We start from the raw sequence: 24839 nt of genomic DNA, 5'->3' as shown, positions 1-24839 counted from the left end.
AAATACCCCCTAAAGATACCTCATTCATTACTTTCTATATTATTCATACACTAGTGGTTTATGAGCTGCTTTCTACTTGTTATGAATTACTAGACAATAAAAGACTTTTAGGGGGATAAATTGTGCGTTTTGAAACAAAATGAATTCCCTGGATTATTAAACTGCGAGTGTATATCGTATCAAGGAACAATTTCGAAAATGGTACCTTTGTTAAAATCAGTTACTTTCATAGAACCGTAAACTCCTAAATATAATCTAGTTTGATTCAAATTTGTTCCTAAACTCATATAATAAGCTTCTTGCGTACCAAAATCATAATTGGTTTCAATAGCATGAAACTCAGCATGTTTACCGTCTGTACCTGCTCTAGTATAGGCTAAAACCCCCTTAACTGGAGACTGTGATTCTTCTTTCTGGGCAAGGTCAGTAAATACGACGCTACTTGTTAAATTCGGGATTGCAGTTCCCATATACGGCTGAACTCCTGTAAGTGAAGTTCCTCCAAATTTATCGGGTCTGGAATCTTTATGAAAATAACTAAGTAGAGGCAGAATACGCTTCACTGAAGTTTGTATCGTTTCATCATAATAAGCCATTGTTCTCTCATCCAAAGTCTGATTCTCAGAACAATGTCGTATAAAAGAAGTAGGTAAATCCCCTTCCCATCCTCGCCACCCAAAATTGATAAACCCATCTTGAGTGGGAGTTAGCCTCATAAAATGCATTTGAACAAGTTCTGTAACCGGTATAGGTTTATATTGAATAAATGAAAAAATAGACTCTACAATATCCTGTCCGACATTTCCGGTGTATTTGATATATTGATTATAAAACCTTTGAAATGAAATGCCAGTTATATTACGTACTCCTTTTGCAATTACTGTAAGTGTTTCTTGTATAGATAAAGGAAGTTCATCGAAGCGTGTAACTACAGGAGGGTTATTTATAAATGTATTTTTACTTACATCGATTTCAATTATTTTACCTGCTATTTCTAAATCATCTTGGCTTAAATTAAATGGATCATAACCTGATCCGCCATCTCCATTTGTAAAAACAAGTTTTCCAGTCTCAGGTGAAAAGTTTAAACTATTGACTCCGTTATGATTAAAAAATGGTCTTCTTACATTCAGTAATGTTCGTCGCTTTTGAGCTTGACCATTAGATTGTAAATTCCATTCTTCCACAGTATCAATGTGATCATATTGCGTATTTCTATTAACCCACTTTAAATTTAACGTTTTAGGGTCACAAGGATTCGGTTTAAATTGTTCAGAAAGTGCACCTAGCCCTTGAGTTCCGGCTACTGAATAATGAAGATAAAATAACCCATTTTGATAAAATTTTGGATGGAACGCAAGTCCTAGCAATCCGCGTTCATCATAACCGCTACTAGAAACACCTTCTTCAAATGTACCTAATTTAATAATTTGTTGACGAATATCTAAAAATGTCTTTATAACGCCGTCCCCTATGTAAAAAATCTCTCCTAATTGGGTTGCGATAAATAGTCTTTCAGTCGATTCACCTGGAAGTATCGTTGTTTTCAATACGGTTGGTAAATTTATATTATGAATAATGGGTCGTAAACTAACTTTAACTTTTGTCAATTAACTGTACACCCCTTTTTCTTCTTTTTTATAGAAGAATATGATTAGAGTAGTTCTGTTAGTATCGAATAAGTCGTATTCCTTTTTATTACAATTTTGTATATAATATAATTATAAATACTCTGGGGGACGAACTATGATAATCGTACTACAAATCATCTTACCAATAATTTTCGCAGTCTATTTATTTACCCTCTATCGTAATACGACTATTGGAAAAGCCGCTTTTCTTTTAGCGATCATTATAGGGATTTTCGGTTTGGAGAATATTTTTCAATATACTAGTCTAACAGATCATGCTATTTATCCATATTGGGGAAGTTTGAAGGCTGTTGTTATCGTTTTATCAGTCGTATTTCTATTTAAAAAAGGTGGTTTAACAGGAAAATATTGATTTGTAATGCGTTACATATTTTCTTGTTAAATTGCTTTTATTTTATAAAAGAAGAAATATTTATGTGAAAATAAGAAGGGATGTGTTACATATGTCTATAAATATTATTTCAATAATCTCTATCATAATATGGATTGTGTTAATTACAGAACTTATAAAACCTTCAAAAGAACAGAATGGACGAAAAATAGTAACTTTAGTAACTGCTGGTTCCGTATCAACACTTATTTTGACGGTTTCATTTATTCAAAATATCCCGTTTTGGAATTGATAGTGATATAACTAACAAAAATATGTATAAATAAAAAGATTAGGATTCACTCCTAATCTTTTTATATTTTGGGATAGCACCACATGCCCAGCAAGCTAAGGTCTTGAAGTAGCCCCTAAACAAAATTTTAAATTTTTCTAAAGTTATTTATGTGAATTCAAATCATTTTTAGGAACAATGCATTTCTTAAGTTTATGGCGATGTAGCGGGATAACCATTTGTTCAACTGGATACTACATGAAATTATAAAATTAGTACCGTACATATTAGACATATCTAAAATGTACGGTACTTTTGTTTACTATTGGTACACTTATCTACTTAAAGATAAGTATGTGGTCCTTTTACAATTTGAATTTCTTTTTAAGTTTCTTATATTTTCTGTACGAACGTCTAACAATGTTTAACATAAAATACGGTATTTTAACGGGGAGAGGCAATTTATAAATGAAAGGAAAATAAAAGGTGAAATATGCCTTTTCTAGGTCTCTCCACTTACTATCTTCTTTTGTTTTTAAGAAATCAGATACATCGACTACATATCCCCTTCCTTTTTCCATCATCACATTTTTCCCGTGAACATCACAAGGAGTTAACCCTTGTTCCCTCGCATACTCTAAAGCCTCATTAATATCAAGTATTACTTGCTTAGGAATTTTAATCCCCTTATGAATAGCATCGTATAAGGTAATTTCTTTTAAACGTTTCAATACTATGAAATTTTCTCCTTTATATATAAGTTTTGAATAAGAAGGATGATCTCCAATTCTTCGGTATACTTCTGACTCTTTTTCAATTCCTTCTCCTTCTCGCACGTAAACTTTCACTACCCAATCTTTGTATTCTTTGTGCATGAATACTGCGGCATAATTACCTGTTCCTAAACACTTCCAAAGTCTAGGAATATCTTTAACTACTACAGGCTCGAATTCATCCTCACTTCTTATACTTACCTCTTTTAATAATTCATCCTTTATCAATCCCACAAAACTATTTATACTCATCATTCCCACTCCGGTTTTGCTAAAAGGGGGCCCACCCACATTTTAACGAAAATATACACTAAGCGAATTTTAGCATAAAACGAGTCATCTTTCTTCTTAAAATAAAAAGCTAACTCGTTTTATTTAAACTGTTGAATACTTAATATTTATTCCGTTATTCATAGCCAAAAACCGTACGATATAAAAATATTTCTAACTATTTTCATTTTTTCAGAGTCAACTGTATAGGGCTTTTCTTAGTACAAGTTCTCTTAGTAAATTACCTATACAAAATCTATATTACTCTATTTTATAATCTAAAACATTGTTTAGAAGTGTAGCAAAGGTTTGTTAATGGTTCAATTCTTGTTCCACTACTATCTTTGTTAGCTAACACTTTTATTGTTTTAATAATCTTTTGTTTAATTCCCACAATGCTGTTTTGTTACTATCCCATTTCAAAAGCGTTACTGCTTCCTCAAAGCATAACCATTTATAATGGAAGTGTTCTTTAGATAATGATATGTTTTTTGTAGGGACTTTAACTCCAAAAGAAAATTCTTTTATTACATAAATCTCTTCTCCCCAAAGGAATCCTCCAACTACATCCTCTACTGGTAGTGAAGACACAGAATCTAATTGTATATATGGACATTCTCTTGTAATACCAGCCTCTTCAAACGCTTCCCGTTTTGCTGATTCAATAGGAATCTCACCGTCTTCTCCGCCACCAGCTATTCCTTGCCAATAACCATAATCACTTCGGTTAAAAATAGCATATTGAATAGAATCGTCAGTTTTTATATAAGGAAATATCAATACTTGATATGGCGCTCTCATTACTTAACCTCCTCTCGAAAATAAGTTTTAAATCAATATGAATAAAGAGCCGACATCACAATTCTACATTATTAATGCAGGTTTATAATGTTGGCTCTCTATTTTTAAAGAATTTTATTTTTCATAAACAGGCTTACTCTTAACAGAGGAAAAACTGCTTATTCTCTGTCGAATTTGTTTAGCATGATTTTTCCTAAATGTTAGCAGTACCCTATATTATTCAATTGCGCCAGCAACGTCATAATCATTTAAATCTAATTCAATCGGTTGTCCGAGCGCTAATTTAGCAAGTTCCGCTCCTAAGTATGGACCAGCTGTTAAACCCGAAGCTCCTAATCCATTCGCAACGAAAATTCCTTCAAAGTTAGGTAGTGGTCCGATAACAGGTAAGAATCCTGGTGTGAATGGTCTGAATCCAACTCTCGTTTCAAGCATTGTAGCATTTTCTAAGCCAGGTGCAACTGCTAATGCCTTATGGAATACTTCATGTAAACCACCTGCTGTTACACGATGATCGAAACCAGTATCATTCTCATGTGTTGCACCAATTACGACATGACCATTGTCAAACGTTAAAATATATTGATCGTTTGGTGGCATAACAACTGGCATATTTTCTGTTGCTGTATTTTCAATTTGCAGATGAACAATTTGTCCTTTTTGGAATGTAACTAAGAAATTAATTCCTAATGGGTTCAAGATTTCATTCGCCCATGCGCCTGCAGTTACAATAACCTTTTCCGCTAAAATTGTTTCATCGTTTACTGTAACTCCAGTAATATGATTTCCTTCACGGACCAATATGGCATCGCCTTTTATAAAAGTTGCACCATGTTTTTTCGCAGCACTTATTAATGCATTGCGTAATAATCTTCCATTCACTCGTGCAGCACCACTAATATGAACAGAACTATATTCGTCTGATAATGCTGGGAATAATTTTTTTGTTTCTTCAGCTGATAAGCGAGTGATTTCACCAATCTCTGGGGCATCTTCACGTCGTTTATAAGCTCGCTCTTCCATTTGATCTAACTTTTTCTCGTCAGTATGTAAACTAATTGCACCCACACGATTATATCCTGTGTCCGTTTCACCGTCTTCTTCTAATTGCTGAATTAACGAAGAATAGTAACGTGCACCGCCTTTAACAATTTTATACCATGCTTTATTACGACGCTGTGATAGCCATGGACATACAATACCTGCTCCTGCATCAGTTGCTTGCCCTAATTGTTGGCGATCCACGATAGTAACATTCGCACCTGCCTTAGCAAGATGATAAGCAGTAGACGCTCCTAAAATTCCAGATCCAACTACAATATACGATTTCATTTCAAACACCTTTTCTCTTTTGCTAATTATATAAATATAAGAACATTCCTTAGTATAATGGAAGGAATACTTTTTTCAATGTACTCATCACAATTAATTGTTGCAGCATTGTGACTTTCTTAATCATCATTTTTTCTTCTTACGGAATAACTCAATTGTTTTATAGCCTTGTGAAAGGATTTCTATCATTTTCTCTAGACGTTTTTCACGTGTTTTTTCTTGTTTTACAGAAAAAAGATTACGTGCCCAATCTTTCTGATATCCAGGCGTTAAACTTTGATAAAACTTAAGTTCATTTGGGTGATTTGTTAATAATGCTTCAACATCTTTAATTTGATCTGCATAATCGGCAACACATTGACTCATAGCAGATGTTTTCGTTGTTTTTTTCTTTTCACGTTTTAAACCTACAACAGTAAAGACTTCATCCATACTTACCATTCGTGCAAATTTAATATCGCTTTCTCCCACATAACCATCTTCTCCAACGTTTAATGCCGGAAACATCTCATCACGGTGAATAAACGTACTATAACGAGCATTACCTTTTTTCGGATATGCGAAGAATACGTAACCTTTTTCAATTAGTAATTCTTCATTACTAATAATAAAATTCGTTTGTTTCACCATTTCATCAAGCGTTTCTACAAATATAAAGATAGCATCGTGTTCTTTTGAGAATGCATTTTCTTTACCTGTAAAAATGTCATAATCACTTGGTTCGTTAATAACGACCATATTTGTATACTTATTAAGTTTCAATTTATCAATAACTGACATAATAATCTTCCTTTACATTCAAAATTCATTGTACATACTTTTTCGTACTGTTCTAGTGTATTATATGTATTAAGAAAATCAAACTTTAAATCGTGTTGTTCTGCCGCAAAAGAACATAATTCTTTAATAGATAGGGTGGTTTTATGCCATATGTAATCCGAGATGAAGGGCTAGTTTTACAAGGGAATGATGGAAAAGAACCAATTTTTCATACATATGAAGAAGCTGAGGAAACATTAAAAACATTAACTATACCGCAGTTTCCGAAACATATTAGAAGAAAACCATTTACACCAAAAATAATAAAAATAGCCGCTTCTGAATAAGAACCGGCTATCTTTATTATTCATGACTTAATAGCAAATAAAGTATATAAAAACTCTTTATATTGATCTTCTGTAATTTCACGCTTAGTTTTTTCCCCATGAATAATTTCGGTTAAACTTGTATTCGTTAATGAAATATGGCCAGAGTTCGTCAACTTTACTGCAATTGGTCCCTTATTAAAAATAGACTTCTCATCTTCTATCACTCTTCTTTGAACATCATTTACTACTATCTCATCAATAATATGTTTATAAAAAGCATGACAAACTTTCCATTCTCCAGCAGCATCTTTTCTTTCTAAAACATAATTTCCTTTACTCGTATCTTTTCGTCTCACCCGGTACGAACCATTTTTTGAAGAAACAGACTCGCCAGTAAAAGGTACAGGAACAAGAGGTACTAACGAAGCTATACCTACATCAATTAAATACTGTACATTATCATAAGTTAAAATAATTGTTATATGGCCATCCTCAAGTGCCCATGCTTTTATATCATTTTTATACACCGTACCTAATGCCAGTTGTACATCATAGCCACAGTCTTTTAAGAAATAGTAAAAAAGAGTATTTAATTCATAACATAGGCCACCACGAGAGTTCATTAAGATTTTCTCTTGTAAGTTTTCTTTAGAAATTACTTTTGCATTACCCGCTATAACATCTAAATTCTCAAATGGTATAGTGTGTGCAAATGCAAAGAGGATTGTATTTAATTCTTCAAACTTCACTTCAGTACGCTTTGCAAGATTCAATCTTGTAAAAAGCTTATGTTGTAGACTTGTCATAGTCAGCACCCCTTAAAATGTATAAGTTAAAATAGTATATGCTGATTGTAAATTTGATGGGGTACTGAAACAATGTACATTTCGTTTAACTGTACCGGTACAAAAAGTCTAACCGACAAGATCACTTAAGATAAGAAGCTACGAATAGAAATTTAATAGTTTGTCTATAGGTAGATTATTATGATCGCTTAAATCAACAAAATACTGAAGTTGCCACATTTGGCTCTTTTTAGCTTGATTGCTAACAGTGGTATCCCAAACAGGATAAATTCTCATTGCCATTTTCCCTGTTTGACTTGGTGTTCTCAATATTTTTTCTTTAAGAAGAATCTCTTTAGGAAAAATAAATTGCCCTTGTTTATTATCAGCAATACAAGTGATTACTAATAAATCAGGAGCAGCTTCATAAGAGAAAGCTCTATTTCGCATATTTTCATCTTTCTCCCAAAAAGAAACAAATTGCCCAATTTTATTAGGAGTAACTTTTGATTTTCTAAAACGAATGGTTTTGTTATTTAAGTGGAATAAACATCCTGCATATTCTGCGTTTTGCTTTTCTTCTTTTAGATTCGTAATCATTAAATTGTTAGGTTTGTAAACTATATTATTTAAATTTTGGATTATATTATTAAAATTGTTCAAAAAAACTCCCCCTTTATCCATCTCTTAGTTTACCACAAACATCAGTTCTTCTATATCGTATATAATTATGAACTAAGTGAAATGGGGGAATTTAGCAGGATATAATTATTACTTTAATGTACTTAGTTTTTCAATTGCTTGTTGTTCAGTTGCTAAGTAAAAAATGTCATTCCCTTTATTACATTCATAAATAAAATCCTTTAAGCTTTTACTAGTATACATAGAGAAATCCCCAACAATAGCAATCTTTACCTTGTAGTTTATAAACTTTTGAAGGATATCCCCCGCAAGCCGTGTTTTTAGATTAAAGAAATCTTCACTTATTAAAGATTTATGGATAATAATATGTTTCGCATCTACCTCATATTGAACTGTTGCCATAGTATCTAATGCAGACTGAACATCCGATATTAATACCTTATCGTTTCTAATGACCGCAATATTGATTCCATCGATTACTAATTTCTTTATTTCCATAGTCCCACCCCTTTATAATTTACACAGTATGAGTAAAATTGTTTTACAAAACTTCGTATTAATCATAGATTAAATTAGCCTCAGCTATTAAAATCACATCTATTTTTTATTACTAATACGGTCAATGAAATTAATGATAGTTTCTCTTTTTTATATTTTTGAATATATATAGAATTACTTTTACTTGTTATAAAAATATTGTGGAGTAACATAACTTAACAAACTATCCAAAGTGTTAATCTCGGCATACGGTTGTATTTTGGTAGTATTCTTGATCTTCTGAGGGTTAAACCACACACCTTTTATATTTACATTTTGAGGACCAGCAATATCCTTTTCTAAGTCATCACCAACAAATAAAGTATTTTCCGGCTGTAAATTTAGCTTATTTAATGCTAGTTCGAATATACGTTTATCAGGTTTACTAAATCCCACTTCTTCAGAAATAATGATTGTTTCAAAATACCTATTTAAATTCGTGTTAAATATTTTAGCTTTTTGCCTCTGATTTGATCCATTTGTTATAATTCCAACTTTAAAGTGCTTCTTTATTTGATTTAAGAAATGAATAGTATTTTGGTCTATTGAAAAACATCTAGGGAAATTATTATTCCAAAAATCTTGGATGTAATTGCGTGGCAATCTATACTTCGGCGTGAATTCATCAAACAATGATTCTAAAACTGTCGTTTTATTACTTATGCCATATTCTCTTTTATCGTATTCTTTGAATTTCTGTAACATGTTGCTTTTAACTGCATCACTAACATCCTCATAACACTTTTCTAAAACAATTAAAAATAATGCCTCTACTGCTTTATCCCTATCAAGTAATGTATCATCTAAATCAAACAGCATCGCTTTATAACCCATCAAATAATTTCACAACCTTTCTAACATTATATAAATCTCTCCAAGTTTGTACCTTTAAACTTTTGGTTTAGCCAGAACATTGTTATGTAGTGATTAACGATTAAATAGAAACTAGATGAGAGAAATCCAAAGTTCTTGGCACACACTCTAGTATTACAGTAGCTTCTTCTATATTGAAATTCCTTTTCCTCTTTTGGTAAAGAAGCAAAAGTATATTTTTGCAAATTTTAAGAAATTACATACGATTCGCATTATTATACATTAGTTTTTCGTAAATATTAATCGTACATCAATTCATACGATAAGTTTTTTAAAGCAATTATTTCTCCATAAAAAAGTAATATAGCTAATAATACTTTTTGGTAGTAAACGTCCTATGAAGTTTACTACTGTATCTCCACATAAACTCCAGATAGTACGGCTATAATGACTACCAGAGGTGATATTATGAAAAACTATCATATTCTCGTGGTAGAGGACGATCAAGAAATTCAGGAATTAATTAAACAATTTTTAATGACACAGCAGTATACAGTGGTAGTCGCTTCAGATGGACTAGAGGGTATGACACAATTTAATAAGCAATCATTTGATTTAATTCTTCTAGATGTCATGATGCCTAATCTTAATGGATTTGAAGTTTCTAAAATGATCCGAAGTCAGTCAAACGTACCAATTATTATGCTAACTGCGTTGGAAGAAGAGGAAGATCAAATGAAAGGATTCGATCTTGGGATCGATGATTATATAACAAAACCCTTTTCATTTCATGTTTTGATTAGACGAGTCGAAGCTGTACTTAGAAGAAGTTATGATAAAAATGTAAATAATCATTTGATTTTTAAAGAAGTTCGTATCGATGTGGATGCATATAGAGTGTATGTAAATGACGTTGAAATTATATTAACGACAAAAGAGTTTGAAATTCTACAACTACTATTTCAAAATGAGAGAAAAGTACTTACAAGAGAAAATATCGTAGAGAAGGTTTGGGGGTACGATTATTTTGGAGAAACACGAATAATTGATACACATATTAAAAATCTACGTAAAAAATTAGCTATCCCTTATATTAAAACAATAAAGGGTATTGGTTATAAAATTGATGAATAGTATTGTGAAACTCATGAAGATGAAGCAAATTACTTATAAACTCTTTATGACTACATCTCTCATTTTGTTATCCTTTGCAGTATTGATTTATTTAACTTTATACTTCTTTCTCCCTACATTTTATGAGCAATACAAAACAGATCAACTTCAAACAGGGATAAAAGAAATCATTGATAAGTCTAAAGATCTTACGTTTCAAGATGCGATACCACTTTTTGATGAATATGCAAAAAAAAATAATGCGATGCTTTATCTTCAAAATAATGAGGGAATAATTAAATACTCTCCTTCATTTTCTTTTACTCAAAGTGGTTCGCAAACAACAGTAGTTACTAGAGCAACACGGTTCGAGAATGTAGGTACCCTTAGCAATTCATATAACGTTACGAAACCAATTCAATTTCAAGATGGTAGTTTAACGCTTGTAGTGTTTGCTACATTTCAACCGATTGATGAAGCTTCACAGGTTTTAGTACGCTTTCTCCCCTATATTAGTATCATTGTACTCGTAATTGGTATAGGGAGTGCTTATTTTTATTCCAGGTTTATTACAAAGCCACTTATTTATATTAATGAAGGTGCACAAAAGATGGCAAATTTAGATTTCTCCGAAAAAATTGAGGTTCGCTCTACAGATGAGTTAGGAGAATTGTCTAATAGTTTGAATGACATGTCTATTAACTTACAACAAGCTATGTTTGATTTAAAAAAAGCAAATGAACAATTAAAAAATGATATTGAAAAAGAAAGAGAAATAGAAACAAAACGCAGAGAGTTTTTTGCGATTGTAGCACATGAATTAAAGTCCCCTCTCACTGTAATGAAAGGATACTTAGAAGGGATGATATACAATATTGGCCCTTATCAAAATCGCGATCAATATTTAAAGAAAAATCATCAAATTATTGAAAGTATGGAACAATTAGTTCGTGAAATTTTAAGTGTATCGAAATTAGAACAACACACCTTCAAACTAAAAGTAGAGGAAGTTAATCTTTCAAAATTAATAGGTACAATTACAAAAGATCTCGAATTTTTTGCTTCTCAAAAAAGCATCGAAATAATAAAAGAAATTGATTTTGACCTTTCTATTTATACAGATTGTGCTCTTTTAGAAAAAGCATGTAAAAATATTATCCATAATGCGGTTATGTATTCCCCACATAATGAAAGAGTCTATATAAAATTAAGTGAGGATTCTAAACAAAGTCAAATCGAAATGCAAATTATAAATACAGGTGTCAATATTAAAGATGAAGATTTACAACAAATTTTCAAACCATTTTATCGAATTGAAAAATCAAGAAATCGAAATACTGGAGGAAGTGGTTTGGGGCTATATATTGTTAAACAAATTCTTGAAACGCTAGATATAAAGTATTCAATAAAAAATATGGAACATAGTGTGCAATTTTGCATGAGTATTCCATTATCTAAACATAAAAACAAACAAACTCTCCTTTAAATAGGACGAGTTTGTTTGTTTTTATAGTAAATATAAACTTATTAATAGGTTTTTCATTTAATGACATATGCTGCTTTTTAAATGGCGATTGTCATAAGTCAACTTAAATATTTACCTTCTACTATAACAGCAAAAAACGAAATTCCGCATAGCGCAAATTAGATTCTCTTATTTGACATGCATTTCATCTATGAAACTGAAAAGGAGGATGAAAAATGCATATTTGCCTCCATTTTTCAGATTAATTTGGAATTCTTTTATGATAAGCTATATGTAAAGATTAAACATAAAACATAAAGGATGATTCGTATGCAAATAAGACCAAAGATAAGTGAATATAACTCCTATTATGCAACGTATACCAACTTAGTATCAGACGGAAATATCATACATATTCTAGAACAACAAATGAAGGAAACAAATCTTTTATTAAAGGGAATTTCTGATAGTGAGGGACTTTTCCGGTATGCTCCTACTAAATGGAGTATAAAAGAAGTAATCGGTCATATAGCAGATACAGAAAGGATTATGGCGTATCGATTGCTATCTATCGCTCGAGGCGAGACAGCAGAACTTCCAGGCTATAATGATGATATGTATGTTCTTAGAGCTGCTTTTGATAAGCAATCTATGCAAGATCTTCTTGGAAATTTAATAGTTGTTCGCCAATCTACCCTGTATTTACTTAGAAGCTTAGATAAAGAAGCTTGGTCTCAAAGAGGAAATGCGAACAATTCTGAAGTTACAGTTCGTGCATTAGCATACATCATTGCTGGTCATGAGCTTCATCATCTTCAAATAATAAAAGAACGTTACCTTGGTTCTGATGCATATCCAGCAAGTTAATATTTAAAGAAAAAGAATCCTATTTATGTAGGGCTCTTTTTCAGTATTTATAACGGATTAAAGCTTAGAAACATGGCAATTAAATGCATTTATTTATAAAATTCACCACATAATATATATGCTATCCCCTCTTATTCTGTACATAATTTTCTTTGGACTGATATACTATAAATACAATAGTTCTGGAAAGGTGATGATATTATGTATGAACAACAAAATAATAGAGATAGAGATCAAAAAATGATGTTTTCTATGCAGGGAGTTCCCTCAAATAAAATTAACATGAATCAATTACCTAAATGGATTAGAATTTTTGGCTATTGTGCGTTTGGTTGGATAATAGTATTTTGTTTAATTATGATTGTAGGTTTAATTCTGCAATAACTATACAGATACACAGTTAAACGGGACAGCATTTAGATTATATATCTAGGTAATGTCTCGTTTTTTTTATGTGTGATTATCCCATGATACAGATAACCAATTATAATAAAAAGAACTTGTAGAATATCCTACAAGTTCTTTTTCAAATATTATTAAAACGGGAACAACAAACTATTTTAACATTCAGTACAGGGAGACCATTTTGGTTATGGCTTGATTTTATTATAAATCAAATATAAGCTTTTGAAAGAGATAGATTTTGAAAATTATGTGAATTGAACAGTTATGATGTTTATATTAGATTTCATTTACGACCAACTTCTTCTTACTTAAATACACTGCACGATCTGATTTTTTAGCAACCTCCTGTGAGTGCGTCACAACAATAATGCATTTATTCTCTTTATGTGCAAGTTCTTGAAACAGTTCTATTATATCCATTGCGGTTTCCTCGTCGAGGTTTCCTGTCGGCTCATCTGCAATTAGTAAATCAACATTACACGATAGTGCTCGAGCAATTGCTACACGCTGTTGTTGTCCACCGCTTAGTTGCAGGACGTTTCGTTTCGCTTCAGCTTCTGAGAGTCCTACCCTCTCTAATAATTCTAATGCTCTTGCTGTTTTATTTTGCACTTTAACACCTGTAATTTCCATTGCTGTTAAGACGTTTTGAAGAGCGGTCATATAAGTAATTAAGTTATAAGATTGGAAAATTACAGATACATTTTGATTACGGTATCGATCCAAACCAATTTTTCTAATATCTTTGCCATTATACAGTACATAACCATTATCCAGTCCACAACCTAAACTTAGAGTTGTGGTTTTACCAGATCCAGATGGTCCTAAAATCGTGTAGAAATGTCCTTTTTGAAAAGAAAAGTTAACATTATCTAGTATCGCTACATTTTTTCCATTACTTTCATAATAATAATCCAAATTTTTAAACTGTAAAATCGTCTCCATATCGATCCTCCTCATTCATCTTTTAAAAGAATTTGTTTTGGGTTTAAACGTAGAATAGATAATGCTGGAAGAAGCGTTGCTATTATAGCAATAGCTAGTCCAATTCCACCCATTTTCCCTACATCTTCTCCTGTTACACTTACATCAATTTTATCAATCGGATCTTCTTTTTGATTTTGTAGAGTACCACCAGATCCAGCCATCATTACAGTACCATGTTGCGAGGTATCTGTTTCTTCGCTTGCAGTAGCTATTTCATTCGAAAGTAAATTATCCCCGATATATTGAGAAACTTTAGCTCCTGTTGTTATGGATAATCCAAATGCTAAAATAGCGACACATACTACTTCTACTACGAACTGTGCCATCAGTTTCCACTTTTTCTCTCCAATGGACAATAGAATTCCCATTTCTTTACGACGTCCTTTAATTGATAGCATAATGATTAATCCTAAAATAATCGCACCTGCAATCGATACAATATAAATAATCATTTGAGAAGTCGAAGAGATATTTTCGATAGGACCAATCATTTGCTTGTACAATGAATCATGCGCATCTAATTTATAATAATTAAAATCAATATTAGATTTTTTTGCTTCTTTTTTAAATGCATCAATATATTGTGGGTCATTCAAGAAATACACGACTTGAACACTACTTATACCTTGATCCACTTCTAATTTTTTCATAGTTGAATGTGGCATATATAGTTTATTAGCCGGATCCATTATAGGAGGAGCCTGTTGACTCATTGCTTGCTCATTGGTTTCGTAAATACCGATAATTTCAACCTCAAGGGTTTCCTTCTTATCCCCTGATTGTACTTTAACTTTGTCTCCTACTTTCAAATTGTTTAATTCCGCTAATCGTTTTTCCATTAAAGCTACATTCTGATCCTTCATTTGCTCTGTAATTGGTTTTCCATCAATGATTTTACTTTTTCCGTTTTTAAAGCTTTCTTGTAATGCAGTCTTGCGAACTCCCTCAATCATAAAAGAAGCATTCATATCTATTTCTGTACCAGAGCTTGAACCGCCTCGCACAGCCGCCATTCCCGCTTTACCTTCTTCTTTTCCTTCTGAAGCTCCTACTAGTTTAAGTCCATCAGAAATACCGAAAGTGTTAGCTATGTAATTATAGTCTTTTACATACTTGGACTTTGCTAATTGATCTGTTTCTTTTGTATCGAGCTGCGGCGGATTTGGCATTTCTCCAGTTTCCTTAGCTTTTTGACCTAATTTGTCGAAATCAAGACCTAAAGTAACATCTGCACCAAGTTTTTTTCTTGCAGCATCCGCTGCTTTTTTTGATGCATTTTGGATTGTGAAACCTGAAAGAACCAAATTTGTAACAATCAGAAAAACTGCCATCAAAATTAATGATGTTCCTATCCTTTTTTTCATACTGAGAATTGCTCGTTTCATAAAATTCATTTTTTCTTACCTCCTTGATAACTTGTATTCTATATAGGTTATCTAGAGTTTATATGGAGCTAGTCGGTAGTTTAACTAGAGATATAAGGAGTTTATGTGTAGTTATTTACTTGTTCCAGAAAAGCTAGAACACAAATTCAAAAACGCAGCCGTTTTTGAATATTGGTAAGGAGTTATTCCGTTTAATAAATTTATATAAAAGGTTAAGATTAATTTAATGTATGTAGCACAAAAAATATTTACTGTGTAATTTCTATACAATAAATATAGAGAAACCTATTTGGATATCTATAATAGGGATTTTAATATAGTTACTGTATCTCATACAAATCACGTCACTTTAAAAGGTGCATCTTTTAATACGAAAATAAGCAAGTTAATATTCTCTTATATGAATAAGAATATTAACTTGCTTTTTAGATTTTAGTATAATTTATTTATAGTTTTATTTTATTGCAAGCTTTATAATATGATATACAAATTTATCACCTACTATTAGGAAAAGAGAATATTTTATAATTAATTTACACCATAAATTTTGTCCATGTTTTAAACAATATGTATTTTGGAGGAGGTTAATTTGATTTTTTCAAAACTCATTGATCGGTACGCTTTATATGATTTACACAAAAAAAGAAGTGTAGCGTTTCAGTATACTTCCCTTTCTAACACTTCATTAAATATAAAGGACATAGAATCTTTTTATAAAGTAAAACCATCCTATATTCATTTTGACATTAAGCATTCAAAACAGGAAAAGGAATACATGGCTGGGCAATTCAAATATAAAAGCTCAGTTCAATCCGGTGATTCACGCAACGACTCTGTAACTGGGGAATTATTCTTACATAAAAATGAAAATGCACCTCATGTTATCTTTGTTCACGGTTGGAGAATGGATTCTAACGAACGTGTGAAAAGAATATTCCACGATCATATGACCAGCCTGAAGTGGAATATGTATTATTTCACTCTACCCTATCATTTTGAAAGAAAACCCGATCAATCCTTTTTCAGTGGAGAGTATATGGTAAGTGCAAATATTGAACGAACAGTACAAGCAACTAGACAAGCGGTAGCTGATTTACGAGCTTTGATTAAATGGATTAAAGCAAATAAAAATGGCCCCCTGATTCTAATAGGAATTAGTTTAGGTGGATTTATTACTAACTTAACCTCTCTTGTTGAAGAAGAAATTGATGTGTTAGCATCCATTTTCTATGCAAATCGACTCTCTTATTCAATTTGGAATACAACTCCAGGTAAATTTATTAGAGAAGACTTGGAACATCATGGTGTAACGTATGATGATTTAATAGATTATTGGAAAATCACTGAACCGAGTCAAGCATTACCAAAAGTAAAAAAAGAAAATATTTTATTAATTTCAGGTAAGCACGATCTATATGTGCATTCTGAGGATACAGACTACTTGTGGAAATCTTGGGAAAGGCCTACACGATATATTTATACATGTGGGCATGCCGGAATCGTTCTTAAACGTAAAAAAATTGCCGCTGATACTATTAATTTTATTCAGAATCGATTGAACTCCTCGCACTCATCCAATGTCGTGCCTTAAATAACGAGATTACTAAGCGCATAATCTTATACTTGTAATGTTTTATTTTAACCAATCACATATATAAATCATCGTCACGCTAATCCATACAAGATTAAAAAATGAAAGATCCCCTAATGAAACATTAAAAAGGGAAGAACCTTGATGAGCTCTTCCCTTTTTGTTTATTCTTTATTGAATTGTAATTTAATTACAGTATGTGAAATTATGCTATATTAATTTTAAAAGCGAAGTGAAGGTTGTTTTCACTTCGCTTTTTTCATTTACAATCCTTATTAAATTTGCTCAATGCATTATTTATTTCCACATTCTTTGCTTTTATTTAATCGGTTTCTCTGTTTTTAAAACAAATGAACTTAATGCAGGAACTTTAATTTTATTGTCATGGACAACATAAAGTGGTTTACTTCCCGCCTGCTTCCCGTCTACTAGTACTTTCCAAGGCCCTTTCGATGGAAGTGTTATTTCAACCGCTTCTCTATTTGCATTGTGAGCCACCGTAAAGTATTCATTTTTATTCCCCTCTATTGTATAAGCTACCGTATTTTTCGGGGCACCTATAAATGAAACTTGTGTTTTTATTTGCGCTGCAGATGTCATTCGAAAAGCTGAGTACTTTTTGCGTAATTCTATTAAACCCTTCATATAATCTACTTCATTATTAAACGTTGCACGGCGCAGCCAATCCATCTGGTTAATTGAATCTGGAGATTTGTAACTATTATGATCACCGTATTTCGTCCGCATAAACTCTTGCCCTGCATGTAAGAATGGAATACCTTGTGATGTTAATAAAATCGAAGAAGACAATTTGTGCATTTGTTTTCGCACTTCATCGTTATCACCTGAATTAGTCAACTCAAGTTTATCCCATAATGTATGATTGTCATGCGCTTCCACATAAGTTAGTACCTGTTCCGGATCTTGATAAGTAGACGAATTTGTATCGTAGTCAATACCTGCTGTAATGCCTTTTTTAATACGATCTTCCATGTTTTGCTTTCCATTTACAAATCCATTTTCTTTCTCCTCAAATACACTACCTTTCAATCCATCACGTATATCATCGTTGAAATGTGCAATCCCTTTCATTTTCTCCGCATTTTTTTGATTTGCTTTCAGCTCAGCTGCAAGAGGTGTATTTAAATCCCAGCCTTCTCCATGCAGTATAATAGAAGGGTCAATTTGATTAACAGCTTTACGTATTTCATTCATCGTTTCATAATCATGAATACCCATCAAATCAAAACGGAATCCATCTAAATTGTATTCTTTTGCCCAGTATGCTACAGAATCGATCATAAACTTCCTCATCATTTTTCTTTCTGAAGCAGTATCATTTCCTACACCGGTTCCATTTGCAAATGTTCCATCTTCATTGTAACGATAATAATAACCTGGAACTAACTTATGGAAATTAGATTCAGCAGCGTTATACATATGGTTATATACTACATCCATTACCACTCGAAGATTATTATCATGTAGTGTTTGAACCATTTGCTTTAATTCAGTTATTCGAACAGTTGGCTCATATGGATTTGTAGAATAGGAGCCTTCTGGAACGTTGAAATTTTTAGGATCATATCCCCAGTTATATTGCGGTTCATTTAAAGTCTCTTCATTTACAGAAGCATAATCAAATATCGGTAAAAACTGAACGTGAGTAACACCTAAATCCTTTATATGATCAAGTCCTGTTTTTACACCTTCTGGCCCTTTTGTTCCTTTTTCTGTTACACCTAAATACTTCCCTTTCTGTTTAATACCACTTTCAGGTTGGATGGAAAGATCGCGTACATGTAACTCATAAATAATAGCATCTTCCGGATTTTTAAATTTTGGCTTTTTGTTTGCTTTCCATTTTTTTGGATTTGTTTCTTCTAAATTAACGACTGCACCTTTATCCCCATTTACAGAAGCAGCACGCACATATGGATCAACTGCTTCAGTCCACTTATCACCAATTTTGATCTTATACGTATAAAAGAGCCCTTTTTGGTTCCCTTTTAATTCTGCTGTCCAAGTTCCCTTTTCACCTTGTTGCATGTTTATTTCAGTACCTATTTTATCGTTCCATTTTTTATATGTAACTAACTTCGCTTCACTTGCAGTAGGAGCCCATAAACGGAACTTTGTATGTTGCGCGGTATATGTATTCCCTAAATCGTTACCACTATAATAAAATAAATTATCAAATTCCTCGCTACGAATGACTTTACCAATTTCAGTATTCGTATCAGCTAAGTTTTCTATTTTAACTTTGTATGTTTGTTTTAAATCAATTTTCTGTTCCGTAATTATTTTAACCTTATTAGTAATATCTCCACTGTTTATATCATAAGGACTAATATTCTTAATTTTAATGCCTTCAATTTCAATTTTCTTTTCCCTAATATTAAATGGGACATTAGTCGTTACAGTAATTTCATGGAAACTATCAATAGTTGCTTTTTGAATTGAGAGATCTGAAGAAGGCTTAGAGTTATATACTTTTTCATCACCCGAAAGAATCCATACTTCAGCACGACCATCCTTTATATTTTCAATCCAACGATCTCCACCATCTTTTTCCCATTCATTTGTTCGAACTATAAATCCTACACGATTATAGTCACCGTCTATTTTTATCTTAGCGTATTTTCCAAATTCATCTTCACCAGTAAATTCATAAGATGTACCATTTGCATTTTGACCCCATAACCAAAGATTCCAGTCTTTTGTATTTCCAAGCTTCTCTTTGTAATGAATGATAACTTCAGTTGTTTTCGAATTTGAAACTGCCCTCACACCCTGAAAGGAGAAAACAGATGATAACATAACGATTAAAGTAAGTAATAAAACTGTTTTGTTAATTAATCTTTTTGTAATTTGCACCACATACACCCTTTCTTCAAATATTACTAGCGATTTATTATGCTTACACTGAATAACACTTCTTAAATTAATCTAGAAATCTCTTTTAATTCACCTCCATATTGGCTATTTTCACGTATGTATTTCAATGACCTTTTAATACGAAAACGTTTGCATTAATAGTTAAAAAAATAGATTTGTGTATGCCCTCATATATTTGTAAATGCTAAAAGGTCAGGGAAATCATTTTAAAGCAATCGTTTGTTATCGCTTTCATTTTATAGATTTTCTATCAAGAGGTCAATATATTATTAATTTTCTGTTTTTACACACTTTAAACCTTATTTATTTGTCGCAACTTCTTACAGATAACGCACCTAATTATTGCTTAGTCAGTTTATTTTCAACAATACATAGTTACGTAAAAAAACAGCTAATATCCTTAAAATGATATTAGCTGTTTTTCATAATGTATTAATATATGAATGATGACTATATTTCTAAATTACTTAATTTTTGCTGCATCAAATGCCTTTTGAACTGCTTGAACTTCAGCTGTATTCGCACCATATTTATTAGTTGCCACTCGAATACATGCTGATCTCAATTCTTTGAAATTAGAAGTCATGTTTAACTCATCAGTATTTGCATAATAGAAAATATCAAACATTTTATCTTCACCAATTCCTTTAACAGTTACTCCGTTATGAGTACCGCCTTTTGCAATGAGATACGCAACTTTATTAATAATACTTGAATTAAAATGAACACCGCCTTGATCCCATCCATTAAAATCGTTAAATTCACTGTAATCATCTGGATAAGGTACTCCTAGTGAAGATGGAACAGAAGCTGGGTTTTCCATATCACGGAAAACAGATCCTGTTTGTTCTCCCATTGTCCAGTTAAAGTTTCCATTATTTACGTATTTCTCAATAGATGTTCCCATAATATCAGATAGTGCCTCATTAATCGCACCAGATTCCCCGTAATATTCAAGATTAGATTCGCTAGAAGTAACAGCATGTGTAAATTCATGTCCAGCTACGTCATATGCTTTAACAATAGGATCACCATATACAAGCATACTTCCATTATTAGCACTTAATGCATTCTGCCAATTCTTCGGATCATTCGTCTCTTCAGAATCCCAAGCGTGTACAACTGAAACTACCTTTTGTCCCTTATTATCAAAGCTATTACGCTTGTATTTATCTTTATAAAAATCAAATACTTTTGTTGCTAAGTAATGAGCACTTACCGCTTTTGGATCGTTAAATGTTGCCGAAGTACTAGTCGCTAATGTGCCAGGATAATAGCTTTCTTCTTTAGTAATATCTTTGTAATTCACATCATATGTTTCAATTCCTTGCCCTCTTGTATAATCAGCAAGAGCATATTTGCCATTACTTTGTTTAGAGATACCAAATGAACGAGAAATACCTAAATCATCTTTTCCTGTTCCGGTTAATGATGTAAGACTGCTTTGTTTACTTTTCTTTAAAGCTCCAACTAGTTTGTCACTGGCCTTTAAGTTAGATTCTTGTACCATATTTTTTAACATATCACCATTTTGTGCATTTACTAAATAAGTACCAGAAACATAGTTTGGTGTTGCAGCTTCAAATTTAACTTGGTATGCATTTTTAGCTTGTCCATTATTTTCATCAACAAAAATAACCTCTTTAACTTCTGGCTCAGTAATAAACTTGATATCGTTCCCGTACTTCGTATAAATAAATTGTTTTGCTTCATCTTTTGATAGATTAATAGTTTTTTTCAATTCTTCTTGTTTTAAATTTTGCGCGCTATCACCTGAAACACTTTTAATAACACCATTATTATCTACATGTGCAGTTAATTGATGGCCATATACTTCTTTTCCTTCGTATGTTTGCTGCATACGTATAAGTGTAGTTCCATCATACGAACCACGTTTTTGAAGGACTTTATAATCTACTCCTGCTTCTCCATTGACTTGTTTTTGGGACAGAGCTTGCTCTGTTTTCTCCTTAAGTGCATCCTTTACTACATTTTCTGGTGCCTTTTGTGACGGTTGTGTAAGTTCACCCGAACGGAACGATTCCTCCTGAATTTGAACTTGTAGCTGATCTGTTTCCTCTGCATGACCTACCCCATATGGTGCCACAGCTGTTAAAGCTAATCCTGTTGTTAATGCTACCTTAGTTAATGTCTTTGTGTTTTTCATTATTTCACCTCGTATAATTTTTGAAATAGAAAGCTTGTACAAAGTATACTGTCTATTTCTGTCGGAAAAAGAGAAAATACACAATTTATGTAACATTATGCAAAATTACATAAATTGTGGTCAATATTATAAATAATGAACGGAACACATATGAACATTAATTTGAATAAAAAAGAGTCCTTTTAGGCGCTCATCCAATTGGTTAATTATTAATTATCTATATTCATTCTAATAAAAGTACACTTACATCTAAATAACAACATAAAAACCCACTCTTTACTATTGTAAGAGTGGGTTTAATGCTATTAAAATAACAATTACTATAAGAAACCTTATAATTTATATTTTTTTAGTAATCCTACTAAGTTTTTTGTAAAATTCACCTTTTGTTTTTATATGCTTAAACTGATTTGGATTAATATTTGCTTTTTGTGAGAGTGCTACAATCTCTTCTTTTGTAATTGAATCTTTCGTATTTATAGATGCTATATTTGTGTATTTTCCGTCTTCTGTTTTTGGAATTTCTAAAATCCCTTTATTCACAAGATCAACTACAGCCTTATGCTCTGAAGAATGTAAATCTACACTAGTAATTTTCCAATTATGCATAACTTTTGGTGTGTATACACCGTTCTTTACCTCTTTTAAATATGTAATAGCAAGGTTACGAATGGTTCCACCTGTTTCTCCGAATGCATTCTCTTGTTTAGATGACCAAATTTGTTCAAACTTACGCCCCTCTAAAGCTCCCCCTTTTGCCTGAAGAGCCTCCATTCTATATGCATTCATTCCCAGCGTCATAACATCGCTCATTTTGATTGGTTTATTTGTACGAATAGAACGTAAATTTGTAATTCTACTTCCATATGGTTTTGTTAAGTCAATTTCGTATTTTACGCCTCCAAAGAAATCGTTCGTACTGTATTTAGATGCACGGCGGTTTTTATCAAAGCTAACGGTTACATCTCCGGCACGAGATGAGTTAAAATATCCTGCTGCCCATTCCATATAGTCTTTTAAATCTTTTCCAGAAATCTTATATACTGTAATTTCTCCCAAGGCATATTGGTAATTGTACGCAATATCTTTTTTCTTAATAGGACCTGTATCCAAACGGGCATAATCATTATCAATTTGATGGGCTACTACATCTGCTTTACTGTAGTAGAGCATGACTTCATGAAAGAAATCTGATAAAGGTGTTTCTTGAATCTGAACACTTGGAATACCCTTTATTTCATTTTCAGGAACAAGATTTCTACCCTTTAATTGAGCGACTACAACATTTGCATCTCCTCTCGCATATTCGTGAAAAGGTGTTAGTGATTCTTCAAGTGTAGGATCAGATAATATCGTTGTTCCATCAGCATTTTTTACAGGTATAGCGGTAGCAGTTTTATCTTTTAAAACCAACTTCCCATCTTGCTTTGTAAAAGTAAGATCAATACGTGAAATATGTGTTCCATATTTATCTGGCTCTGTAATAATTACGCCATTTACAACTTCTTTTTTTACAAGTTTATGCATGTGAGCCGCAAAAATAGCGCTTAGTTCCGGACAAGCATTTGCAATATCTTGAACACCAGTACCAGGGATACCATTCTCATTTTCTAATCCCATATGCATAACTCCTACCATTACATCTACTTTACCTTCTAATTCCTTAATTGCCTTTTTCGTCTCTTCTACCGGATTTTTCACCACTAAACCATCTAAGTGATCTGTCCCTTTTTCAAAATCACTAATCATTGGTGTATTCATACCAATAATCCCAACTCTAATTCCACCTTTTTCTACAATTGTATATGCAGGAAGAAAGCGCTCTCCATTTTCCTTATAAATATTACCTGCTAACGTTTTTCCCTTATATTGCTCACTAACTTTTTTCAATGTATCTAATCCAAAGTTGAATTCATGATTTCCAAATGCCCAGGCGTCATATCCCATTGTATTCATCGCTACCATCATTGGCGATTGTGGCTTATCGTTGAATAATTCTACTGAGTTTCCTTGAATTGTATCCCCGGCATCTACTAATATGGTATTTGGATTTTCTTGACGGACCTTCTTTATAACCGTATAAAGCTGCGTCAAACTTCCACTCATATTTGCTCCATCAAGTGCATAATCCCACGGCATAAATCTACCATGAATATCTGCAGTACCTAACAATGTAATATTAACTTCAGATTCCTCAGCCATAGAGATAAGTGGTTTGACTATGACTGCTGTTCCGAGCAGTAATAGAATTACAAAGTAACATACATAGTTCTTCCATTTCATTCTTTGCATAATAATAATATTTCTCCCCTTTTTGTACTTTCGTAAAGTTGTTTGAACTTTAAAAATGTAACTTATTATTCGGGAAACTTCAACTACAAAAAATAATTTTGAAGGTGGTTCTGTTGCAAAAATAAAGAGAATAAATTGCATACATCCCCTAACAGAATTGTATTTTATCGTTTCCTGACAGAATACCCCTTCCTTAAGGGTGTGAAGTGTACTTTCAAAATAAGGACATATCATTCATCATCATTTTTATTTATTAAAACGGGCATATACAATATGTTATGATGATTAATTTTTTGAATTTCGTTGCTGATTTATTTCCTTCTAAATAAAAACACTTTCAAAAAAAATAACCCCGCTCTTCATTTAAGACGGGG

22 protein-coding genes are annotated in these 24839 nt (G+C 32.2%); 8 read left to right on the top strand and 14 right to left on the bottom strand.

Translation table 11 applies throughout. From position 1 onward, the window contains the following. Positions 1-179: 179 nt before the first annotated feature. Entirely contained in the window at positions 180-1610 is a 1431-nt protein-coding gene (locus tag ACODS7_RS03755; protein WP_043938420.1) for a PQQ-dependent sugar dehydrogenase, read from the bottom strand. Positions 1611-1746: 136 nt separating this feature from the next. Here ACODS7_RS03755 and ACODS7_RS03750 point away from each other — a divergent pair, with 136 nt between their 5' ends. Next, positions 1747-2004, top strand: coding sequence for a hypothetical protein (locus tag ACODS7_RS03750; RefSeq protein WP_043938421.1), 258 nt, complete (start codon positions 1747-1749; stop codon positions 2002-2004). A 91-nt stretch (positions 2005-2095) separates the two neighbouring features. Then, on the top strand, positions 2096-2275 hold the full coding sequence (locus ACODS7_RS03745; RefSeq protein WP_000026312.1) for a hypothetical protein: 180 nt from the start codon (positions 2096-2098) through the stop codon (positions 2273-2275). Between the two features lie 344 nt (positions 2276-2619). Here ACODS7_RS03745 and ACODS7_RS03740 read toward each other — a convergent pair whose 3' ends face one another. The 4 genes from ACODS7_RS03740 to ACODS7_RS03725 all read right to left on the bottom strand — a co-directional run bounded on the left by ACODS7_RS03740 (position 2620) and on the right by ACODS7_RS03725 (position 6210). Then, a complete protein-coding gene (locus ACODS7_RS03740) occupies positions 2620-3279 on the bottom strand; it encodes a protein kinase family protein (RefSeq protein WP_016081367.1) in 660 nt (219 codons plus the stop codon). A 378-nt stretch (positions 3280-3657) separates the two neighbouring features. After that, positions 3658-4098, bottom strand: coding sequence for an NUDIX hydrolase (locus ACODS7_RS03735; RefSeq protein WP_048564750.1), 441 nt, complete (start codon positions 4096-4098; stop codon positions 3658-3660). A 216-nt stretch (positions 4099-4314) separates the two neighbouring features. Next, a complete protein-coding gene (locus ACODS7_RS03730; RefSeq protein ID WP_016081365.1) occupies positions 4315-5430 on the bottom strand; it encodes an NAD(P)/FAD-dependent oxidoreductase in 1116 nt (371 codons plus the stop codon). Between the two features lie 126 nt (positions 5431-5556). Then, the gene (locus ACODS7_RS03725) at positions 5557-6210 is read right to left on the bottom strand and encodes a YdeI/OmpD-associated family protein (RefSeq protein ID WP_029442494.1); all 654 of its coding nucleotides are present in this window, start codon (positions 6208-6210) and stop codon (positions 5557-5559) included. Between the two features lie 143 nt (positions 6211-6353). On the opposite strand from ACODS7_RS03725, the gene ACODS7_RS03720 reads away from it, so the two are divergent. Then, on the top strand, positions 6354-6536 hold the full coding sequence (locus ACODS7_RS03720) for a hypothetical protein (protein WP_098139615.1): 183 nt from the start codon (positions 6354-6356) through the stop codon (positions 6534-6536). Positions 6537-6556: 20 nt separating this feature from the next. Here ACODS7_RS03720 and ACODS7_RS03715 read toward each other — a convergent pair whose 3' ends face one another. The 4 genes from ACODS7_RS03715 to ACODS7_RS03700 form a co-directional block, all read right to left on the bottom strand. Further along, the gene (locus ACODS7_RS03715; protein ID WP_098139613.1) at positions 6557-7324 is read right to left on the bottom strand and encodes an arylamine N-acetyltransferase family protein; all 768 of its coding nucleotides are present in this window, start codon (positions 7322-7324) and stop codon (positions 6557-6559) included. A 138-nt stretch (positions 7325-7462) separates the two neighbouring features. Next, entirely contained in the window at positions 7463-7966 is a 504-nt protein-coding gene (locus ACODS7_RS03710) for a MepB family protein (protein WP_029442496.1), read from the bottom strand. 108 nt (positions 7967-8074) lie between these two features. Beyond that, on the bottom strand, positions 8075-8443 hold the full coding sequence (locus tag ACODS7_RS03705; protein WP_029442497.1) for a DUF4180 domain-containing protein: 369 nt from the start codon (positions 8441-8443) through the stop codon (positions 8075-8077). A gap of 180 nt (positions 8444-8623) precedes the next feature. Further along, positions 8624-9316 (bottom strand): HAD family hydrolase, encoded by a 693-nt coding sequence (locus ACODS7_RS03700; protein WP_243168219.1) that lies wholly within the window; start codon positions 9314-9316, stop codon positions 8624-8626. A 447-nt stretch (positions 9317-9763) separates the two neighbouring features. Between ACODS7_RS03700 and ACODS7_RS03695 the strand changes: the two genes are divergently transcribed. The 4 genes from ACODS7_RS03695 to ACODS7_RS03680 all read left to right on the top strand — a co-directional run bounded on the left by ACODS7_RS03695 (position 9764) and on the right by ACODS7_RS03680 (position 13124). After that, positions 9764-10429 carry a response regulator transcription factor gene (locus ACODS7_RS03695; RefSeq protein ID WP_000800739.1) on the top strand — a complete coding sequence of 222 codons (666 nt, stop codon included), beginning with the start codon at positions 9764-9766 and terminating at the stop codon, positions 10427-10429. After that, on the top strand, positions 10422-11894 hold the full coding sequence (locus ACODS7_RS03690; RefSeq protein ID WP_224980428.1) for a sensor histidine kinase: 1473 nt from the start codon (positions 10422-10424) through the stop codon (positions 11892-11894). The genes ACODS7_RS03695 and ACODS7_RS03690 overlap by 8 nt, the downstream gene beginning before the upstream one ends. Positions 11895-12203: 309 nt before the next feature. Beyond that, positions 12204-12740 carry a DinB family protein gene (locus ACODS7_RS03685; protein WP_029442499.1) on the top strand — a complete coding sequence of 179 codons (537 nt, stop codon included), beginning with the start codon at positions 12204-12206 and terminating at the stop codon, positions 12738-12740. A 201-nt stretch (positions 12741-12941) separates the two neighbouring features. Beyond that, the gene (locus ACODS7_RS03680; protein ID WP_029442500.1) at positions 12942-13124 is read left to right on the top strand and encodes a hypothetical protein; all 183 of its coding nucleotides are present in this window, start codon (positions 12942-12944) and stop codon (positions 13122-13124) included. Positions 13125-13421: 297 nt separating this feature from the next. Here ACODS7_RS03680 and ACODS7_RS03675 read toward each other — a convergent pair whose 3' ends face one another. Together ACODS7_RS03675 and ACODS7_RS03670 are read right to left on the bottom strand one after the other, a co-directional pair. Next, positions 13422-14090, bottom strand: a complete 669-nt coding sequence (locus tag ACODS7_RS03675) for an ABC transporter ATP-binding protein (RefSeq protein ID WP_243168204.1) — start codon at positions 14088-14090, stop codon at positions 13422-13424. A gap of 11 nt (positions 14091-14101) precedes the next feature. Further along, complete coding sequence (locus ACODS7_RS03670; RefSeq protein ID WP_098139608.1) at positions 14102-15526, bottom strand: ABC transporter permease; 1425 nt, start codon at positions 15524-15526, stop codon at positions 14102-14104. 580 nt (positions 15527-16106) lie between these two features. Between ACODS7_RS03670 and ACODS7_RS03665 the strand changes: the two genes are divergently transcribed. After that, on the top strand, positions 16107-17108 hold the full coding sequence (locus ACODS7_RS03665) for an alpha/beta hydrolase (protein WP_043939241.1): 1002 nt from the start codon (positions 16107-16109) through the stop codon (positions 17106-17108). Between the two features lie 318 nt (positions 17109-17426). On the opposite strand, the gene pulA is transcribed toward ACODS7_RS03665, so the two are convergent. The 3 genes from pulA to ACODS7_RS03650 all read right to left on the bottom strand — a co-directional run bounded on the left by pulA (position 17427) and on the right by ACODS7_RS03650 (position 24465). Then, on the bottom strand, positions 17427-19985 hold the full coding sequence (pulA, locus tag ACODS7_RS03660) for a type I pullulanase (RefSeq protein ID WP_243168205.1): 2559 nt from the start codon (positions 19983-19985) through the stop codon (positions 17427-17429). Between the two features lie 484 nt (positions 19986-20469). Then, positions 20470-22173, bottom strand: a complete 1704-nt coding sequence (locus tag ACODS7_RS03655; protein WP_098139602.1) for a M4 family metallopeptidase — start codon at positions 22171-22173, stop codon at positions 20470-20472. A 339-nt stretch (positions 22174-22512) separates the two neighbouring features. Continuing rightward, complete coding sequence (locus tag ACODS7_RS03650; protein ID WP_243168206.1) at positions 22513-24465, bottom strand: bifunctional metallophosphatase/5'-nucleotidase; 1953 nt, start codon at positions 24463-24465, stop codon at positions 22513-22515. Positions 24466-24839 lie beyond the last annotated feature (374 nt).

Source organism: Bacillus sp. FG16 (genome assembly GCF_057809515.1).
The sequence above is the reverse complement of the archived record's forward strand: the minus strand, read 5'-3'. Positions and strand labels throughout refer to the sequence as shown.

Coding starts and splice junctions, on each gene's coding strand:
- ACODS7_RS03750 (WP_043938421.1), top strand. CDS start 1,747: ATGATAATCGTACTACAAATCATCTTACCAATAATTTTCGCAGTCTAT.
- ACODS7_RS03745 (WP_000026312.1), top strand. CDS start 2,096: ATGTCTATAAATATTATTTCAATAATCTCTATCATAATATGGATTGTG.
- ACODS7_RS03740 (WP_016081367.1), bottom strand. CDS start 3,279: ATGAGTATAAATAGTTTTGTGGGATTGATAAAGGATGAATTATTAAAA.
- ACODS7_RS03735 (WP_048564750.1), bottom strand. CDS start 4,098: ATGAGAGCGCCATATCAAGTATTGATATTTCCTTATATAAAAACTGAC.
- ACODS7_RS03730 (WP_016081365.1), bottom strand. CDS start 5,430: ATGAAATCGTATATTGTAGTTGGATCTGGAATTTTAGGAGCGTCTACT.
- ACODS7_RS03725 (WP_029442494.1), bottom strand. CDS start 6,210: ATGTCAGTTATTGATAAATTGAAACTTAATAAGTATACAAATATGGTC.
- ACODS7_RS03720 (WP_098139615.1), top strand. CDS start 6,354: ATGCCATATGTAATCCGAGATGAAGGGCTAGTTTTACAAGGGAATGAT.
- ACODS7_RS03715 (WP_098139613.1), bottom strand. CDS start 7,324: ATGACAAGTCTACAACATAAGCTTTTTACAAGATTGAATCTTGCAAAG.
- ACODS7_RS03705 (WP_029442497.1), bottom strand. CDS start 8,443: ATGGAAATAAAGAAATTAGTAATCGATGGAATCAATATTGCGGTCATT.
- ACODS7_RS03700 (WP_243168219.1), bottom strand. CDS start 9,316: ATGGGTTATAAAGCGATGCTGTTTGATTTAGATGATACATTACTTGAT.
- ACODS7_RS03695 (WP_000800739.1), top strand. CDS start 9,764: ATGAAAAACTATCATATTCTCGTGGTAGAGGACGATCAAGAAATTCAG.
- ACODS7_RS03690 (WP_224980428.1), top strand. CDS start 10,422: ATGAATAGTATTGTGAAACTCATGAAGATGAAGCAAATTACTTATAAA.
- ACODS7_RS03685 (WP_029442499.1), top strand. CDS start 12,204: ATGCAAATAAGACCAAAGATAAGTGAATATAACTCCTATTATGCAACG.
- ACODS7_RS03680 (WP_029442500.1), top strand. CDS start 12,942: ATGTATGAACAACAAAATAATAGAGATAGAGATCAAAAAATGATGTTT.
- ACODS7_RS03675 (WP_243168204.1), bottom strand. CDS start 14,090: ATGGAGACGATTTTACAGTTTAAAAATTTGGATTATTATTATGAAAGT.
- ACODS7_RS03670 (WP_098139608.1), bottom strand. CDS start 15,526: ATGAATTTTATGAAACGAGCAATTCTCAGTATGAAAAAAAGGATAGGA.
- ACODS7_RS03655 (WP_098139602.1), bottom strand. CDS start 22,173: ATGAAAAACACAAAGACATTAACTAAGGTAGCATTAACAACAGGATTA.
- ACODS7_RS03650 (WP_243168206.1), bottom strand. CDS start 24,465: ATGCAAAGAATGAAATGGAAGAACTATGTATGTTACTTTGTAATTCTA.